Raw genomic sequence first — 13,752 nt, 5'->3', positions numbered from 1 at the left:
GTCTGGAAAAGGGCAGCGATCCTCTCGCGCACGCCCTCCCCTCGGCCGTGGGGGCGGGCGGGCGTCGCGGGTATCCGCGGGCCTTGTGCGACTGCCAAGGCTACGACAGAGAGGACCCGCCCCCCGCGGCACCCCAATCCGGATAGGCCCGCACGCTGTGGATCAACCGCCGGTGGCGCGCCGCCTCGCCGAAGGGGGCGAGTTCCCAATCCCAGGCCAGCGGCGACGGGGGCAGCCTCACCCCGAACAGCAGGTCGAGGCGGCCGGTGACCCGGCCGGCGCGGTCCTCCTCGCGCTGCGCGGTGTCGGTGACGAGGCAGACACGGCCGGGCAGGCGCCCGAGCGCGGCGAGATGGTCCGCCACGATCCGCGCGCCGAGGCGCTCCGGCTCGGCCAGCCGCGGGCCTCGTGGCGGTCCATCGGCACCACCGGCAGCTGCGTCAGGAGGTTGGCCGAGACCGTGAGGTCGGCGCCTCCGCAGAGCGCGCCCACCGGATCGTCCGCACCCGCGAGGTCCGCGGTGACGAGCCGGACGTTGGGGAAGCGCCGCGCGGCCAGCCGCGCGCCCAAGGGGTGGACCGCATCGACCAGAAGCACCCGCTCGAAGCCGGCGGCGAGTTGGCTGAGCGGCACGTCGGCGAGCGGGCCGGAGCCCAGCACCACCGCCGCGCGCCGCAGGGGCAGGTCCGCGCAGGCCGCCAGCACCGCTTCGCGCGAACGCGCGGCGTGGGGCGCCCAGGCCCGGCGGCAGCGCCGGGCGCGGCCCGAGAGCAGCACGCTCTCGCGCACGTAGCCGAGCCGGCGGTGACGCCAGGGCGCGGGCGTGGCGAGCCAGAGCGCGAGGTCGAGAAGCACGGAGCGCCCTGCCCTACTCCGCGTCCGCCTCCGCTGCCCGTCCGGCCGGCCCCCGATAGCCGGTCGCCAGCACGTAGAGCTCGCTCGAATCGGCCCGGCTCGCGGGCGGCTTGATGTGGCGCACCAGGGCGAAGTCGCGCTTCAGGTCGGTGAGCAGCGCGCCCTCGGTGCCGCCCTGCAGCACCTTGGCGAGGTAGGCACCGCCGGGAGCCAGGATCTCGCGGGCGAACTCGGCTGCCGTCTCGGCGAGGCCGATGATGCGCAGGTGGTCGGTCTTCTTGTGGCCGGTGGCGTTGGCCGCCATGTCGGACATCACGAGGTCGGCCGGGCCGCCGAGCAGTGCGGTCAGCCGCTCGGGCGCTTCCGGGTCGAGGAAGTCGAGGGTGATGAACTCGACGCCCGCCATCGGCTCGATCTCGAGGAGGTCGATGCCGACGACCCGGCCGGTCTCCCCGACCACGCGGGCGGCGACCTGCGACCAGCCGCCCGGCGCCGCGCCCAGGTCCACGACCCGCTGGCCGGGCTTGAGCAGGCGGAAGCGCTCGTCGATCTCCAGGAGCTTGTAGGCCGCCCGCGAGCGGTAGCCCTCCCGTTTGGCGCGCGCCACGTAGGGGTCGTTGAGCTGACGCTCCAGCCAGCGCTTCTGCGAGACGGTGCGCCCGCGCGCGGTCTTCACCCGCTGCTTCAGGTCGCCCCGCACGCCGCCCGTGGAGCCTGCTCCGCCGCGCCTGTCGCTCACCGCCAGCCCCCGCGGCGCCAGACGCCGTCCTCGCGCATCATGTTCATCAGCAAGCCCTCGCGCAGGCCGCGGTCGGCGATGCGCAGGCGGTCGGAGGGGAAGGCGCGCCGGATCGCCTCCAGGATGGCGCAGCCGGCGAGCACGAGGTCGGCCCGGTCGCGGCCGATGCAGGGGTTGTCGGCCCGCTGCTCCAGGCGGGTGTCGAGCAGGTCGTCGATGGCGCCCGCCACCTCGTCCTCGCTCATCCAAAGCCCGTCGACGCGGCGGCGCTCGTAGCGGACGAGGCGCAGGTGCATCGCGGCGATCGTCGTCACGGTGCCGGAGGTGCCGAGCAGGTGGAAGTGGCTCGCGGTAGCCGCCGCGGCGGCGCGGATCGCGAAGGGGGCGAGCAGCCCCACCACCTCCTCGACCATGCCCTCGAACATCAGCCGCGTCACCTCGGCGCCGCCGTGGCGCTCGGCCAGCGTGACGACGCCGACGGGCAGCGAGTCCCAGGCGCGGATGCGGAGCGTCGGGTCGGTCGAGGGGTTGGCCGCCGCGCCGTCGAGCCACGCGATCTCGGTCGAGCCGCCGCCGATGTCGAAGATCACCACCGACTCCGCCCGCGGATCGGCGAGCGCGGCGCAGCCCGTCACCGCGAGGTAGGCCTCGGTCTGGCGGTCCACGATCTCGAGGTCAAGCCCGACCTCGGCGCGCACCCGCTCGACGAAGGCGGCCCCGTTCACCGCGAGCCGGCAGGCCTCGGTGGCGATGATCTTGGCGCGGCGCACCCCCCGGGCCTGCATCTTGGACCGACAGATGCGCAGGGCCTCGACGGTGCGCTCGATCGCCGCCTCGCTGAGCCGGTCGGAGCTGCCCAGTCCCTCGCCGAGGCGGACGATGCGCGAGAAGGCGTCGATGACCCGGAACCCGCTGGAGGCGGGCTCGGCGATCAGCAGGCGGCAATTGTTGGTGCCCAGATCGAGCGCCGCGTAGGCGGGGTTGCGCCGGCCCTCGCGCCCGGCAGGTCTCTCACCTTGTCTCTCGTCCCGCCTCTCGCGGAAGCCCCCCGCGCCGTGGGCGGGGCGGGCCGGCGCGGCAGCGGCGCTCTCGTCCCTCATCGGCGCTGTTCGAACTCTCTCACACCGGCCCCGGCAGACCGCCCGGCCGTCATTCAGGATTGAAACTACAGGCTTGCCCGTGAACTGCAATCGCCAGATGGGACGCGGGCCGGAATGCCGTGGCGGACGGCCGGTCTCAGGCGACCGCCTTGGCCATCGCCGCCTGCCGGGGCGTCGGGCGCAGCAGGCTCTTCACCTGGCTGTAGGGGCGGGGACGGTTGATCACCTCGTCGAGGCGCGACCACAGGGTCTTGGGCGAGAACGGCTTGGCGATGATCTCGTTCACGCCGAGCGAGATCGCCCGGTCCACCACGTTGCGGCGGGGCTGGGCCAGCATCAGGATGACGGGAATCGTCGGGCAGGGCGAGGTCGAGGGCGTGCGCGCCAGCCGGATGAACTCCTCGCCCGACAGGATGGCGAGGTCCCAGTCGATGATGCTGATGTCGGGCTTGCTCTCGGCGAGCACGCCGAGCGCCTCGGCCCCGTCGGGCGCCTCGAGCACGCGTTTGATCCCGACGCGCATCAGCATGTCGCGCACGATTCGGCGGATGTAGAGGCTCTCGTCCACGACGAGGGCCGAGATGTCCGGGAAGGTGGGCGTCGCGATCATCGCGGGGTCCGGTTGAGGGCTCGAGAACGAGCCCGGGCACCCTACCCCCGAAGGATTACGGAGTTTGCTAACGCCTTCGAGAAACACGGGGCCATCCACCCCGGCCGCTTTCCAGTGCAGACGAAAATTTAAACTTGCCGTGCCCCGGCCGCCACAAGGACCTTGCAGTCAAGGCCCGATTGCGTCAGGACTGAGGCGTTGGTCTTGGTTACCGCGACCGAGAGTGATGGTAGTGCGGGGCGTGGGCTATCGGGCCGGCACGCACGCGGTATGCTGGACGTGCGGCGGGACGGTTTTTGCGAGCTTTCTATGGGACGTGGTCGTGATTTTCGGGGGCCGCAGAAGCGCGGCTTCGATGAGGGTTCCGAGCCGAGCTGGCCGGATCAGGCACCGCCGAGCGGCGGGTACGGCGGTGGCGGCTACGGCGGCGACCGCTTCGGCGGCGGCGGCGGTGGTGGTTACGGCGGCGGTGGTCGCTTCGGTGGCGGCGCGCCGCGCGGCGCCGCCCCGGCCCAGGCTCCCTCGGGCCCGGAGCGGGACGCCACGGTGAAGTGGTTCAACAAGGAGAAGGGCTTCGGCTTCGTCGAGCTGGGCGACGGCTCGGGCGACGCCTTCCTCCACATCCGCGCGGTCGAGGCCGCCGGCCACGACGATCTGCAGCCGGGCACCAAGCTCACCGTGCAGACCGCGCAGGGCCAGAAGGGTCCGCAGGTCACGAACGTCACCAGCGTCGACACCTCGACGGCGGAGGCTCCGGCCCCGCGCCGCGAGATGCGCCCGCGCACCGGCGGCTTCGGCGACCGGGGCGGCTACGGCGATCGCGGCGGCTACGGCGGCGGCGGTGATCGCTTCGGCGGCGGCGACCGCTTCGGCGGTGGCGGCGGCGGGCGCTTCGCCTCCGGCCCGTCGACCGAGATGACCGGCACCGTGAAGTGGTACGACCCGGCCAAGGGCTTCGGCTTCGTCTCCGTCAACGACGGCGGCAAGGACGTGTTCGTGCACCGCTCCGCCCTGTCGCGCGCCGGGCTCGACTCGCTGGCCGAGGGCCAGCAGGTCACCCTCGGCGTGGTCGAGGGCCAGAAGGGCCGCGAGGCCCAGAGCATCACGGTCGATTGATCTCGATCGACCGAGGGAGTCGCGGCGACCTCGCTTCCGCCGCGATCCCGACGTGACATCACACGGCGGTCCGGACATCCGGGCCGCCGTTTTTCTTATCGCGTCCCGACCGCGAGAGAGCCCTGCATGCGCCGCGCCCTCCTCTGCCTCGCCCTGCTGCTCCCCGGCGCCCCGGCGGGGGCGGAGGACTTCACCGGGTTCTACGCCGGGGTGAGCGCGGGCTACGCCTTCGGACGGGACGGCGGGCACGGGCCAGCCTTCGTGCCGGGCGCGCCGGGGGCGGGTGCACCCGGCAACGACCTGCCGCCGAGCGCGGCCGGCGCGGCGCGGCAGATGCAGGGCGCGCCCCGCTCGGTGAGCGACGCCCCGCGCCTGCCGCGCTGACGCGATCATCCTGGCCGGACAGCCGGTTTGCTCTCTCCCCGCAGAGGGAGAGGGAGGCGCGTCACGCCGACCATCCGAATGTCAGATCCAGCAGAGAAGGGCGTCTCATCGGCAGCCCATCCACGTGCGAAGCCTCACGCCCGCCGCATTACCGGTACAGAATCATTAACCGTGCCCGCCCGATCGTGCGCCGGCATCGCGCCGTGCGTCGCGGCGATCCCTGCCCGGGCCGTTCATGCCGCCGCCCCTCCGTCGCCTCCTGCCGGTTCTCCTCTTGGCCAGCTTGTCGGCCAGCCTCGCGGCGGCACCGGCGGCGCGCGCGCAGAATGCCAAGGCCGAGGCGCCGATCCCGGCCGCCACCGTGGCGCTGATGCAGGCCAGGGGCACCGACCCGGCGAGCCCGGTCCTGTTCCGGGCCTACAAGAAGGAATCCGAGATCGAGGTCTGGAAGCGGGGGCCGGGCGGCCGCTTCGTCCACATCAAGACCTTTCCGATCTGCCGCTGGTCCGGCCAGCTCGGGCCGAAGCGCCAGACCGGCGACCGGCAGACGCCGGAAGGGTTCTACAGCGTCCCGAAGCGCCAGATGAACCCGAACTCGCGCTACTACCTCTCCTTCGACGTCGGCTACCCCAACGCCTACGACCGGGCGCACGGCGGCACCGGCTCGGCCGTGATGGTGCACGGCGTCTGCTCGTCGATGGGCTGCTTCGCGATGACCGACCGCTCGGTCGGCGAGATCTACGCGATCGCCCGCGACGCCCTCAAAGGGGGCCAGGCCGCCTTCCAGTTCCAGGCCTACCCGTTCCGGATGAGCGCCGAGAACATGGCCCGGCACCGGGCCGACCCGAACTACGCCTTCTGGCAGCAGCTCAAGGAGGGCGCGGACCGGTTCGAGGCCACGGGCGAGGAGCTGCAGGTCGGCGTCGAGGCCGGCCGCTACGTCTTCGCCCCCTCGCGGGATCCCGCCAAAGAGGCCGCCGTGGCGACGCGCCGCGCGGCGGAGGCCGCCCGCATCGCGGCGCTCGTCCACGACGGGGCGCCGGCGGTGCGCACCACCTACTCGGACGGCGGCCAGCACGCCTTCTGGGCCTCGCTGATCAGCCGGGGCGCACCGGTCGGCGAGATCAGTCGGCCCGAGGCCCTGGCCTATGCGGGCCAGGAGGTGGTGGTGATCCCGGGGTTCCGCCGCCCGGCCCCGCTGCCGGAAGCGGTCTGGGCCGCCTGGATCGCGCCGGGCGCGCCGATGGGGGACGTGCGCGCGCGCAACCATGTCGTCGCCTACGCCCGCATGCCCGACCGCTTCGCCAGCCCGGACCGCTACGCCGACGCCCTGCCGCGCCTCGTCGCGGCCTCGCTGTCCGGGACGATCCCGCCCGGCGCCGAGACGGGCGGGGGGCCGGCGCCCGGGATCCTCGCCGCCCTCGAAGACCGCTGAGGCGACGTGCAACGGCCAGGATCACGCCGGCCGGCATGTGCGTGCGCGCACATTGCGCGCCGCGGAATACCCCCACCTTTCCCTCAACCACAGAGCGACAGATCCCGAGCGCCCTCGTCTCGGCCGGCCCAAGCGCATTGACGCCGGACCGGCGAATGCGGCCTGATCACGGAGACGACCGGGACCGATGCCTGAACCACGACCCGTTATGATCATGTCGAACAGTCCTTGCCAGGACGGCGGCCTCACCCTGCGCTTCTGGGGTGTGCGCGGCTCAACGCCCGTCTGCGGTTCCGATTACGCCGAGTTCGGCGGCAGCACCCCCTGCCTGGAGGTGCGCTGCGGCGAGCGCCTGTTCCTGATCGACGCGGGCTCCGGCCTGTTCAATTGCGGCCAGCACCACCGGGCCGACCTCCCCAAGGAGATCGACCTGCTGTTCAGCCATCTCCACTTCGACCACACCGGCGGCCTGCCCTTCTTCAAGCCGGCGGTGTTCGACGGGGAGCGGGTGATCAACACGTGGTGCGGCAACCTCGACGGTGCCTCGGCGGAGGCGAGCCTCGGGCGCCTCTACGCGCCGCCGCTCTTTCCCGTCACCCTCGACATCCTGCCCTGCCAGATGAAGCACCACGGCTTCCGGGCGGGCGAGACGCTGACCTTCCCGGACGGGATGGAGGTCGACACCCTGCTCCTCAACCACCCGCAGGGCTCGGTCGGCTACCGGTTCGACCACGGCGGCAAGCGCCTCTGCGTGATCAGCGACATCGAGCACAGCGACCCCTGGCCGAGCCCGGAGCTGCGGGCCTTCGTGGAGGGCGCCGACCTTCTCGTCTACGACGGCATGTTCACCGATTGCGAGTACCCGACCTGCCGCGGCTGGGGCCACTCGACCTGGCAGAAGGGCGTGGAGCTGGCGCGTGCCGCGAACGTGAAGGCGCTGGGGATCATCCATCTCCACCCCGCCCACACGGACGCGATGCTGCGCCGGGTCGAGGCCGAGATGCAGGCCGAGATGCCGACCGCCTTCATCGCCCGCGAGCGTGCGCTGGTGGATGTCGGCACGATCGGCACCCCGCGCCCGCGGGTGGTGGCGCGCAGCGCCTGAACCAGCAGGCTCTCCCTCCCCCTCCGCGAGGGAGGGAGATCACGCGCTACGCCCTCTCCTCCCGCCCGATCCGGCTGTGCCGACGGCTCCAGCCGAAATAGATCGCCATGCCGATGGCGAGCCAGATCACGAGACGCAGCCAGGTCTCGCCGTCGAGCGACACCATCATGGCGAGGCAGGTGAGGATGCCCAGGATCGGCACCAGCGGCACCAGCGGCGCGCGGTAGGCGCGCGGGGCATCGGGCTGGGTCCGGCGCAGGATCATCACGCCGATGCAGACCAGCACGAAGGCGAGCAGCGTGCCGATGCTGGTCATGTGGCCGAGCTGGGTGATCGGCAGGAAGCCGCCGAGCGCGCCGGTGAACACCATGAAGAACAGGTTCGAGCGGTAGGGCGTCTTCCAGCGCGGATGCACCCGCGAGAACAGGCCCGGCAGCAGCCGGTCCTGCGACATGGTGTAGAACACCCGGCTCTGGCCGAGCAGCAGCACCAGGATCACGGTGGAGAAGCCCGCGATCACGCCGAGCGTGACGAGCGATTTCAGCCAGGGGAACGGCGTCTGGCCGATGGCGGTGTTCACCGGGGCGCCGTCGCCCCGCATGGCGTCGTAGTGCACGAGGCCGGTGAGAACGCCCGCGAACAGGATGTAGATGACCGTGCAGATGGCGAGCGAGCCGAGGATGCCGATCATCATGTTGCGCTGGGGGTTCTTGGCCTCCTGCGCCGCGGTCGAGACCGCGTCGAAGCCGATATAGGCGAAGAAGACCACGCCGGCCGCCCGCATGATGCCGCTCCAGCCGTACTCGCCGAAGGTGCCGGTGTTCTCGGGGATGAAGGGCACGTAGTTCTGGGCCTTCACGTAGAAGGCGCCGAGCCCGATCACCACGGCCACCACCGCGAGCTTGACCGCCACCACGACCGCGTTGACGCGGGCCGATTCGCGGATGCCGATCATCAGGAGCCAGGAGGCCGCCACGATGATCACGATCGCCGGCAGGTTCACGAGGCCGGTGCCGGTGGTGCCGTCGGCGAGCGTGTAGGTCTCGAAGGGTGAGTGCACCAGTTTTGCCGGCAAATCGATGCCGAACTGGTGCAGGAAGCGCACGACGTACTGCGACCAGCTCACCGAGACGGTGGCCGCCCCGACCGCGTATTCGAGCACGAGGTCCCAGCCGATGATCCAGGCCACGAACTCGCCCATGGTGGCGTAGGCGTAGGTGTAGGCCGAGCCCGCCACCGGGATCATGCCGGCGAGCTCCGAGTAGCACATGCCGGCAAAGCAGCAGCCGATCGCCGCGATGGCGAAGGAGATGACGACGGCGGGACCGGCGTGCTCGGCCGCGGCGATGCCGGTGAGCGAGAACAGGCCGGCGCCGATCACCGCGCCGATGCCGAGCCCGATCAGGCTCCACGGGCCCAGCGTGCGCTGGAGCGTATGCTCGCCGGTCTCGGCATCGGCGTTCAGCCGCTCCAGGGACTTGGTCCGTGTCAGATCGCCCAAAGCGCCCGCCGCCATCCGCCCCCCCATCGCTCGACTGTCACAGACTTGCCAAGCTAGCGGAATGCGGGAGCCCTGCCAGTGGGTTGCGGGCGGCCTTAGACCGGCCAGCCGGCTTGCCCGTAGGCGCCGTCCCAGAACATCCATTCGAGGCGCGTCGCGTGGGTGAAGGCCCGGTGCATGCGCTCTATCAGGATGGAAGAGGCGTCGGCGGCCGCCGCGTCGGTCGCGGCGATCACCCGATCGACGGCCAGCGAGAAGTCCTCGCCCGCGTAGGTGTCGATCCAGGCCCGGTACGGGTTGTCGGCAGCTGCCCGGGCGTGGATGTCGCGCCCGACCTCCCGGTAGATCCAGAAACAGGGGAGGAGCGCTGCGAGCACCACCGGGTAGGGCTCGGCATGGGCCACGGCCAGAAGGTGGCTCACGTAGTGGTCGCAAGCCGGACTCGGCGGCGTCGCCCGGAAGGTCTCGGGGCCGATGCCCTCCTGCCGGAAGAAGCCCTCGTGCAGGCTGCGCTCGACCACCACGGCCTCCTCGGCGGCGCGGGCGAAGAGCACGAAGGCGTCCGGGTCCGGTGCCTTGGCGGCGGCGAGCGCCAGCGCCCGGCCGAAGCCGAGGAGGTAGTGCGCGTCCTGCAGGATGTAGTGGCGGAAGCGCGCCCGGCTCAGAGAGCCTGCGGCGAGTTCCGCGTTGAACGGCATGGTGCGGATGGTCTCATAGAGGGCGGCGTTGCGCGCCCAGGCTTCTTGCGAGAACGATGTGCGACCGGTCAAAGCGATTCCCTTGACGTCCCACGGGACTGACCCGCGCCGCCTTATGTGCGCAGCCCCGACCGGCGGCGACAAGCCCGCTCCCACGCTGTAGAACAGTGACAATCACGGCTTCCGTCGCGCGAGGAGCGAGGTTCGAGCATGGCGACACAGAGCGGCCAGGTGACTGTCACACTGACGCACGAGCTCGAGCAGTATGTCCGCGACAAGGTGCGCGAGGGCGCGTTTGCCACGCCGAGCGAGTACATCCGCGACCTCGTGCGCGAGCGCTACCTCGCCGAGCGCGATCAGGGCGCGAGGCTGCGCGCCCTCGACGCAGCGCTCGCGCAGGGCATCGCCGACGCGGAGGCGGGACAGGTCGTGCCGGTGGAAGAAGCCTTCGCCCGGATCCGCGCGCGGCTGAACATGGCGGACGAGGGGCAGCCCGTGTGAGGGTTGTTCTCACCGAGAGGGCGATCGCCGATCTCGTCCGCATCGGCACCTACATCCAGCAGGACAACCCGGGCCGAGCCGTGACCTTCGTTGCGGAGCTTGAGCATCGCTGCGCGACACTGGCCGACATGCCCTACGGCTACCCACTTCTCCCGGATCGGGAGGCGAGCGGCATCCGACGCCGGGTGCACCGGGATTACCTGATCTTCTACCGCGTCGAACCGGAAGCCGGGCTGATCACGGTGCTGCACGTCCTCAACGGGGCACAGGATTACGAACCGATCCTGTTCCGCCAGTAAGTCCCAAACAATCAGCCCTGGCGCTGGGCGTGGGTGACGGCGACGTGGATGAGTTCGGCGAGCGTGCGCACGCCGAGCTTCTGGCGCATCTGCGAGCAGGCGTTGGTGACGGTCTTGTAGCTGACGGAGAGGTCGGCCGCGATCGCGCCGTAGGACTTGCCCTGGGCGAGACGGGCCAGGATCTGCTGCTCGCGCGGGGTAAGCTGGCTCTCGGGGGTGCGGCGCGCGTCGGTGCGCAGCATCGCCACCTCGGTGGCGAGCCGCCGGTCGAGATAGACCTCGCCCGCCCGCACCCGCTCGAAGGCGTCGAACAGCTCGGCCGAGGCGTGGTCCTTCAGCACGTAGCCCAGCGCGCCGGCCTCCAGAGCGCGGGCGACGATCACCGGATCGTTGTGCATGCTGAAGACGAGGATGCGCGTGCCCGGCTCGACCGCGCGCATGCGCCGGATCAGCCCGAGGCCAGCGAGGCCGCTGCCCTGGAAGGTGAGGTCGCAGATCACGATCGGCGGGCGCAGGCGGTGGAAGATGCGGTAGCCGCCCACCACCGTGGTCGCCTCGGCGACCGTCTCGATGCCGGCATCCTCCAGCACCCGGCGGCAGCCCTGCAGCACGATGGGGTGATCGTCGATCACGAGGACCGGCAACCGCGTGCCGGCGATTCCCGCCTTCGTGGCGATGGCGTTCATGGCGCTTCCACCCTGCTGGCATCCTCGCCCCGGTCGGCCGGGACCGGGATGCTGATCCGGACAACAGCCCCGCGGACCCCGTTGTCAAGCGCAAAGCTTCCGTCCAGCGCGCCAACGCGCTCGCGCATCCCCGAGAGGCCGAGCCCGGTGCCGTGGTCGGCGCTCACCCCCCGGCCGTCGTCCCGCACGCTGACCACGAGGTGCCCGTCCCGCTCGTCCGCCTCGGCGACGATCTCGGTCGCGGCGCCGTGCCGCACGGCGTTGGTCATGCTCTCCTGGATGCAGCGGAACAGGGTGAGATCGACGAGGTCGCCATAGCCCGGCCCCAGCCCCGCGAAGCGCCCGGTGAAGCGGGTGCCCGGATGGCGCCGGCTGAAGTCGCGCACGAGGAGGTCGAGGCAGGCGGGCAGCGGAACCTGGCCCAGCGCGTGCGGGCGCAGGCGGTTGAGCAGGTCGCGGTTGCGGCTCTGCACCTGCCCGACGATGCCGGCGATCTCGGCGGCGCGCGCCGCGAGCTTGTCGCGGGCAGGCTCGGCCTCGCCCGCGGCGATGCGGGCGATCGAGGCGGCGGTGGCCTCAAGTGCGAACAGGCAGGGGCCGAACTCGTCGTGGAGTTCGAGCGCGATGCGGCGGCCCTCGTCGTCCTGGGCGGTCAGGAGTTGGCGGTTGAGGCGGCCGTTGGCGGCGCGCGCCTCGCCGAGCGCCTCCGCCACCTGGTTGAAGCGGGCCGCGATCGCGGCGAGCTCGCGCGTTTCCGGCAGGGCGAGCCGGGCGGTGTAGTCGTGCCGCTCCAGCTGGGTCAGCCCCCGGGCGAGGCTCCCCAGGGGCGCGAGCACGCGGCCCGCCGCGAGGTAGAGCGCCACCAGCATCGCCGCGTTGATGCAGAAGGTGGTGATCGACAGCGCCCGGGCGTAGCTCCAGATCTCGTCGATCTCGTCCAGCGGCTGGGTGGTGATGCGGGCCGCTCCGATCTGGCGCCCGCCCGCCACGATCGGCAGGGTGTGCTGCTTGATCGGCGGGGCGATCAGGTCGGCGAACCAGGCGGGCGCCGCCTTCTCGGCGCGTGGCCGGCCCAGGGGCTCGCCCACCGGATCGCCGTCGCTGTCGACCACGCTGACCCGGACGTGGCGGAGCGCCTGGGAGCGCAGGTCGAGGGTCTGCAGCAGGGTGTCGGGCGAGGCCGTGTCGGCGAGCCGGATCGTGTCGGCCACCAGCGACTCCACGGTGGCGAGCGAGGCCCGGGTCTCGACCTTCACGGCCGAGCGCGCGTTGAGGACGATGACCGCGCAGGAGACCAGCGCCGCCAGCACGTCGATGGCGAGCACCACCGCGATCAGGCGACGCCGTGTCGACCAGCCGGCCCAGGGCAGCGCGCGCCGCGCGGCGGCCGGCGCGCGCTCGGGAGCGGCTGGCGCGTCGGGTCGGGTGGGAACGGTCGGGGCGCGGGCGGTCACCCGGCGAGCCTTGATCCAGGCACGTGGGATTGTCCATCCGGTGGTCCTACGAGCGGCGGTTGAAGGCGCGGGGGCCGCATCGTAGCGATCCGCGCATGACGCCCGCGATCGTGCCCCCCGCGCCGCGCGATCCGGTCCACGACCTGATCCGCGACCTGCTCGCCGAGCCCGAGGCCGGCTGGAGCCTCGGCACCTTCGGAGCCGCCGCCGCGTTCCGGCGCGGCCCCGACGAGCCCGTCCGGCCGCTCGCGGGCGGAAGGCTCGGCCTGCGCACGGCGCGCGGCGGCATCGCGCTCGGCACCCGCCCGGATCTCGTGGCCGTCGCCTACGAGACGGCCGTGCCCGGTGGCTGGAGCCACGCCGTGGCGCTCTGCCTGCCCGAGGCCGCCCTGCCCCGCCCGCGCCGGGGCGCCGTCACCGCGCTCGGGCCCGACCACGAGGCGCTCGACCCGGGCGCGCGGGCGGATACGCTGTTCGACCTCGGCCTCGGCCTCGGACCCGTCGCGATCCTGGCCCGCGCCGGGGACGCGGAGGGGCTCGCGCGCCTCCAGGCCCGCGCCGGGGCGCCGCTGCCCGACCCGGAGGGCTTCGTGGCGGCGGCGGATCGTCCCGACCTCGTCTTCGCCGGGCCGCTCGGGCGCGTCGAGGTGCTGCGCAGGGGGGCGGTCCCGGACGGCGCCCCGGGGCCGCGGGCCCACATGGTCCCCCGCATCCTGCGGCTCGGGCGCCGGCACGTCGCGACGGCGCCGATCCCGCCCGGCCTCGTGCCCTGCGCCCATGTCGAGCCGCCGCACCCGCAGCGCGACGGGTCCGGCCTGCCCGGCCCGTTCCGCCCCGGCCCCCACGCGGCCTTCCAGGCGCTCCTCGCGCGCTGGGGCGATCCCGCCCTCGTCGCGCTGAAGCGGCACCGTCTCGGGCTCGGGCCGAATCCCGGCCTCGCGCCGGACCGCCGGACCCGCGCCGTCGCGCGGGTGGTGGCGGCCCAGATCGCCGCGGGCGCGTATCCGGACCCGCAGGGATCGCCCCGCGAAGTCACCGATTCTTAATCGCGCCGACCGTACACAGGGTTACCTGTTCCTGAACGGAATCCGTGCCCGGCGCGGCGGCCGACATCTTTGCGCCGTATTGTCGGGCCTGAGTCATCGTCCGAGATCCGCCTTCGGGAATACCTGGGGCGGGCGGCCGGGTTCGGGGGAGCGGCCGTTCGGATCCGCGTCGCGTCCAGAGACCCCGTCCATGAACGAACTCGCGCTCGACCCCACTGAGACC

Annotated in this window: 15 protein-coding genes; 7 read left to right on the top strand and 8 right to left on the bottom strand. The window is 72.4% G+C overall.

The features are described 5' to 3' along the window. Positions 1–237: 237 nt before the first annotated feature. From AX737_RS31465 to AX737_RS31450, 4 genes are all read right to left on the bottom strand, one after another. On the bottom strand, positions 238–855 hold the full coding sequence (locus AX737_RS31465) for a hypothetical protein (RefSeq protein WP_348626820.1): 618 nt from the start codon (positions 853–855) through the stop codon (positions 238–240). A gap of 13 nt (positions 856–868) precedes the next feature. Next, positions 869–1,594, bottom strand: a complete 726-nt coding sequence (locus tag AX737_RS31460) for an RlmE family RNA methyltransferase (protein WP_066928142.1) — start codon at positions 1,592–1,594, stop codon at positions 869–871. Then, positions 1,591–2,694 carry a Ppx/GppA phosphatase family protein gene (locus AX737_RS31455; RefSeq protein ID WP_066928140.1) on the bottom strand — a complete coding sequence of 368 codons (1,104 nt, stop codon included), beginning with the start codon at positions 2,692–2,694 and terminating at the stop codon, positions 1,591–1,593. The genes AX737_RS31460 and AX737_RS31455 overlap by 4 nt, the downstream gene beginning before the upstream one ends. A gap of 136 nt (positions 2,695–2,830) precedes the next feature. After that, on the bottom strand, positions 2,831–3,304 hold the full coding sequence (locus AX737_RS31450; RefSeq protein WP_066928138.1) for a response regulator: 474 nt from the start codon (positions 3,302–3,304) through the stop codon (positions 2,831–2,833). 309 nt (positions 3,305–3,613) lie between these two features. On the opposite strand from AX737_RS31450, the gene AX737_RS37610 reads away from it, so the two are divergent. From AX737_RS37610 to AX737_RS31430, 4 genes are all read left to right on the top strand, one after another. Continuing rightward, positions 3,614–4,420, top strand: coding sequence for a cold shock domain-containing protein (locus tag AX737_RS37610; protein ID WP_066928136.1), 807 nt, complete (start codon positions 3,614–3,616; stop codon positions 4,418–4,420). Positions 4,421–4,546: 126 nt separating this feature from the next. Further along, entirely contained in the window at positions 4,547–4,804 is a 258-nt protein-coding gene (locus tag AX737_RS31440; RefSeq protein WP_066928134.1) for a hypothetical protein, read from the top strand. Positions 4,805–5,039: 235 nt separating this feature from the next. Beyond that, positions 5,040–6,239 carry a murein L,D-transpeptidase family protein gene (locus AX737_RS31435; RefSeq protein ID WP_066928127.1) on the top strand — a complete coding sequence of 400 codons (1,200 nt, stop codon included), beginning with the start codon at positions 5,040–5,042 and terminating at the stop codon, positions 6,237–6,239. Between the two features lie 208 nt (positions 6,240–6,447). Further along, positions 6,448–7,344 carry an MBL fold metallo-hydrolase gene (locus AX737_RS31430; protein ID WP_156454076.1) on the top strand — a complete coding sequence of 299 codons (897 nt, stop codon included), beginning with the start codon at positions 6,448–6,450 and terminating at the stop codon, positions 7,342–7,344. A gap of 46 nt (positions 7,345–7,390) precedes the next feature. Here AX737_RS31430 and AX737_RS31425 read toward each other — a convergent pair whose 3' ends face one another. Next, a complete protein-coding gene (locus AX737_RS31425) occupies positions 7,391–8,860 on the bottom strand; it encodes an amino acid permease (protein WP_066928124.1) in 1,470 nt (489 codons plus the stop codon). Positions 8,861–8,940: 80 nt separating this feature from the next. Further along, positions 8,941–9,615: a TenA family protein gene (locus AX737_RS31420; RefSeq protein ID WP_238231461.1), complete on the bottom strand. Its 675-nt coding sequence runs from the start codon at positions 9,613–9,615 to the stop codon at positions 8,941–8,943. Positions 9,616–9,753: 138 nt separating this feature from the next. On the opposite strand from AX737_RS31420, the gene AX737_RS31415 reads away from it, so the two are divergent. Next, positions 9,754–10,044 carry a type II toxin-antitoxin system ParD family antitoxin gene (locus AX737_RS31415; protein ID WP_156454075.1) on the top strand — a complete coding sequence of 97 codons (291 nt, stop codon included), beginning with the start codon at positions 9,754–9,756 and terminating at the stop codon, positions 10,042–10,044. After that, on the top strand, positions 10,041–10,343 hold the full coding sequence (locus tag AX737_RS31410) for a type II toxin-antitoxin system RelE/ParE family toxin (protein WP_066928122.1): 303 nt from the start codon (positions 10,041–10,043) through the stop codon (positions 10,341–10,343). The genes AX737_RS31415 and AX737_RS31410 overlap by 4 nt, the downstream gene beginning before the upstream one ends. An 11-nt stretch (positions 10,344–10,354) precedes the next feature. On the opposite strand, the gene AX737_RS31405 is transcribed toward AX737_RS31410, so the two are convergent. Next, entirely contained in the window at positions 10,355–11,029 is a 675-nt protein-coding gene (locus AX737_RS31405) for a response regulator transcription factor (RefSeq protein WP_066928120.1), read from the bottom strand. Further along, entirely contained in the window at positions 11,026–12,399 is a 1,374-nt protein-coding gene (locus AX737_RS31400; protein ID WP_066928144.1) for an ATP-binding protein, read from the bottom strand. The genes AX737_RS31405 and AX737_RS31400 overlap by 4 nt, the downstream gene beginning before the upstream one ends. A 179-nt stretch (positions 12,400–12,578) precedes the next feature. On the opposite strand from AX737_RS31400, the gene AX737_RS31395 reads away from it, so the two are divergent. Further along, complete coding sequence (locus tag AX737_RS31395) at positions 12,579–13,529, top strand: hypothetical protein (protein WP_066928118.1); 951 nt, start codon at positions 12,579–12,581, stop codon at positions 13,527–13,529. Positions 13,530–13,752: the final 223 nt, after the last annotated feature.

This window comes from Methylobacterium sp. CCH5-D2 (genome assembly GCF_001556475.1).
Lineage (GTDB): Bacteria > Pseudomonadota > Alphaproteobacteria > Rhizobiales > Beijerinckiaceae > Methylobacterium > Methylobacterium hispanicum.
The sequence above is the reverse complement of the archived record's forward strand: the minus strand, read 5'-3'. Positions and strand labels throughout refer to the sequence as shown.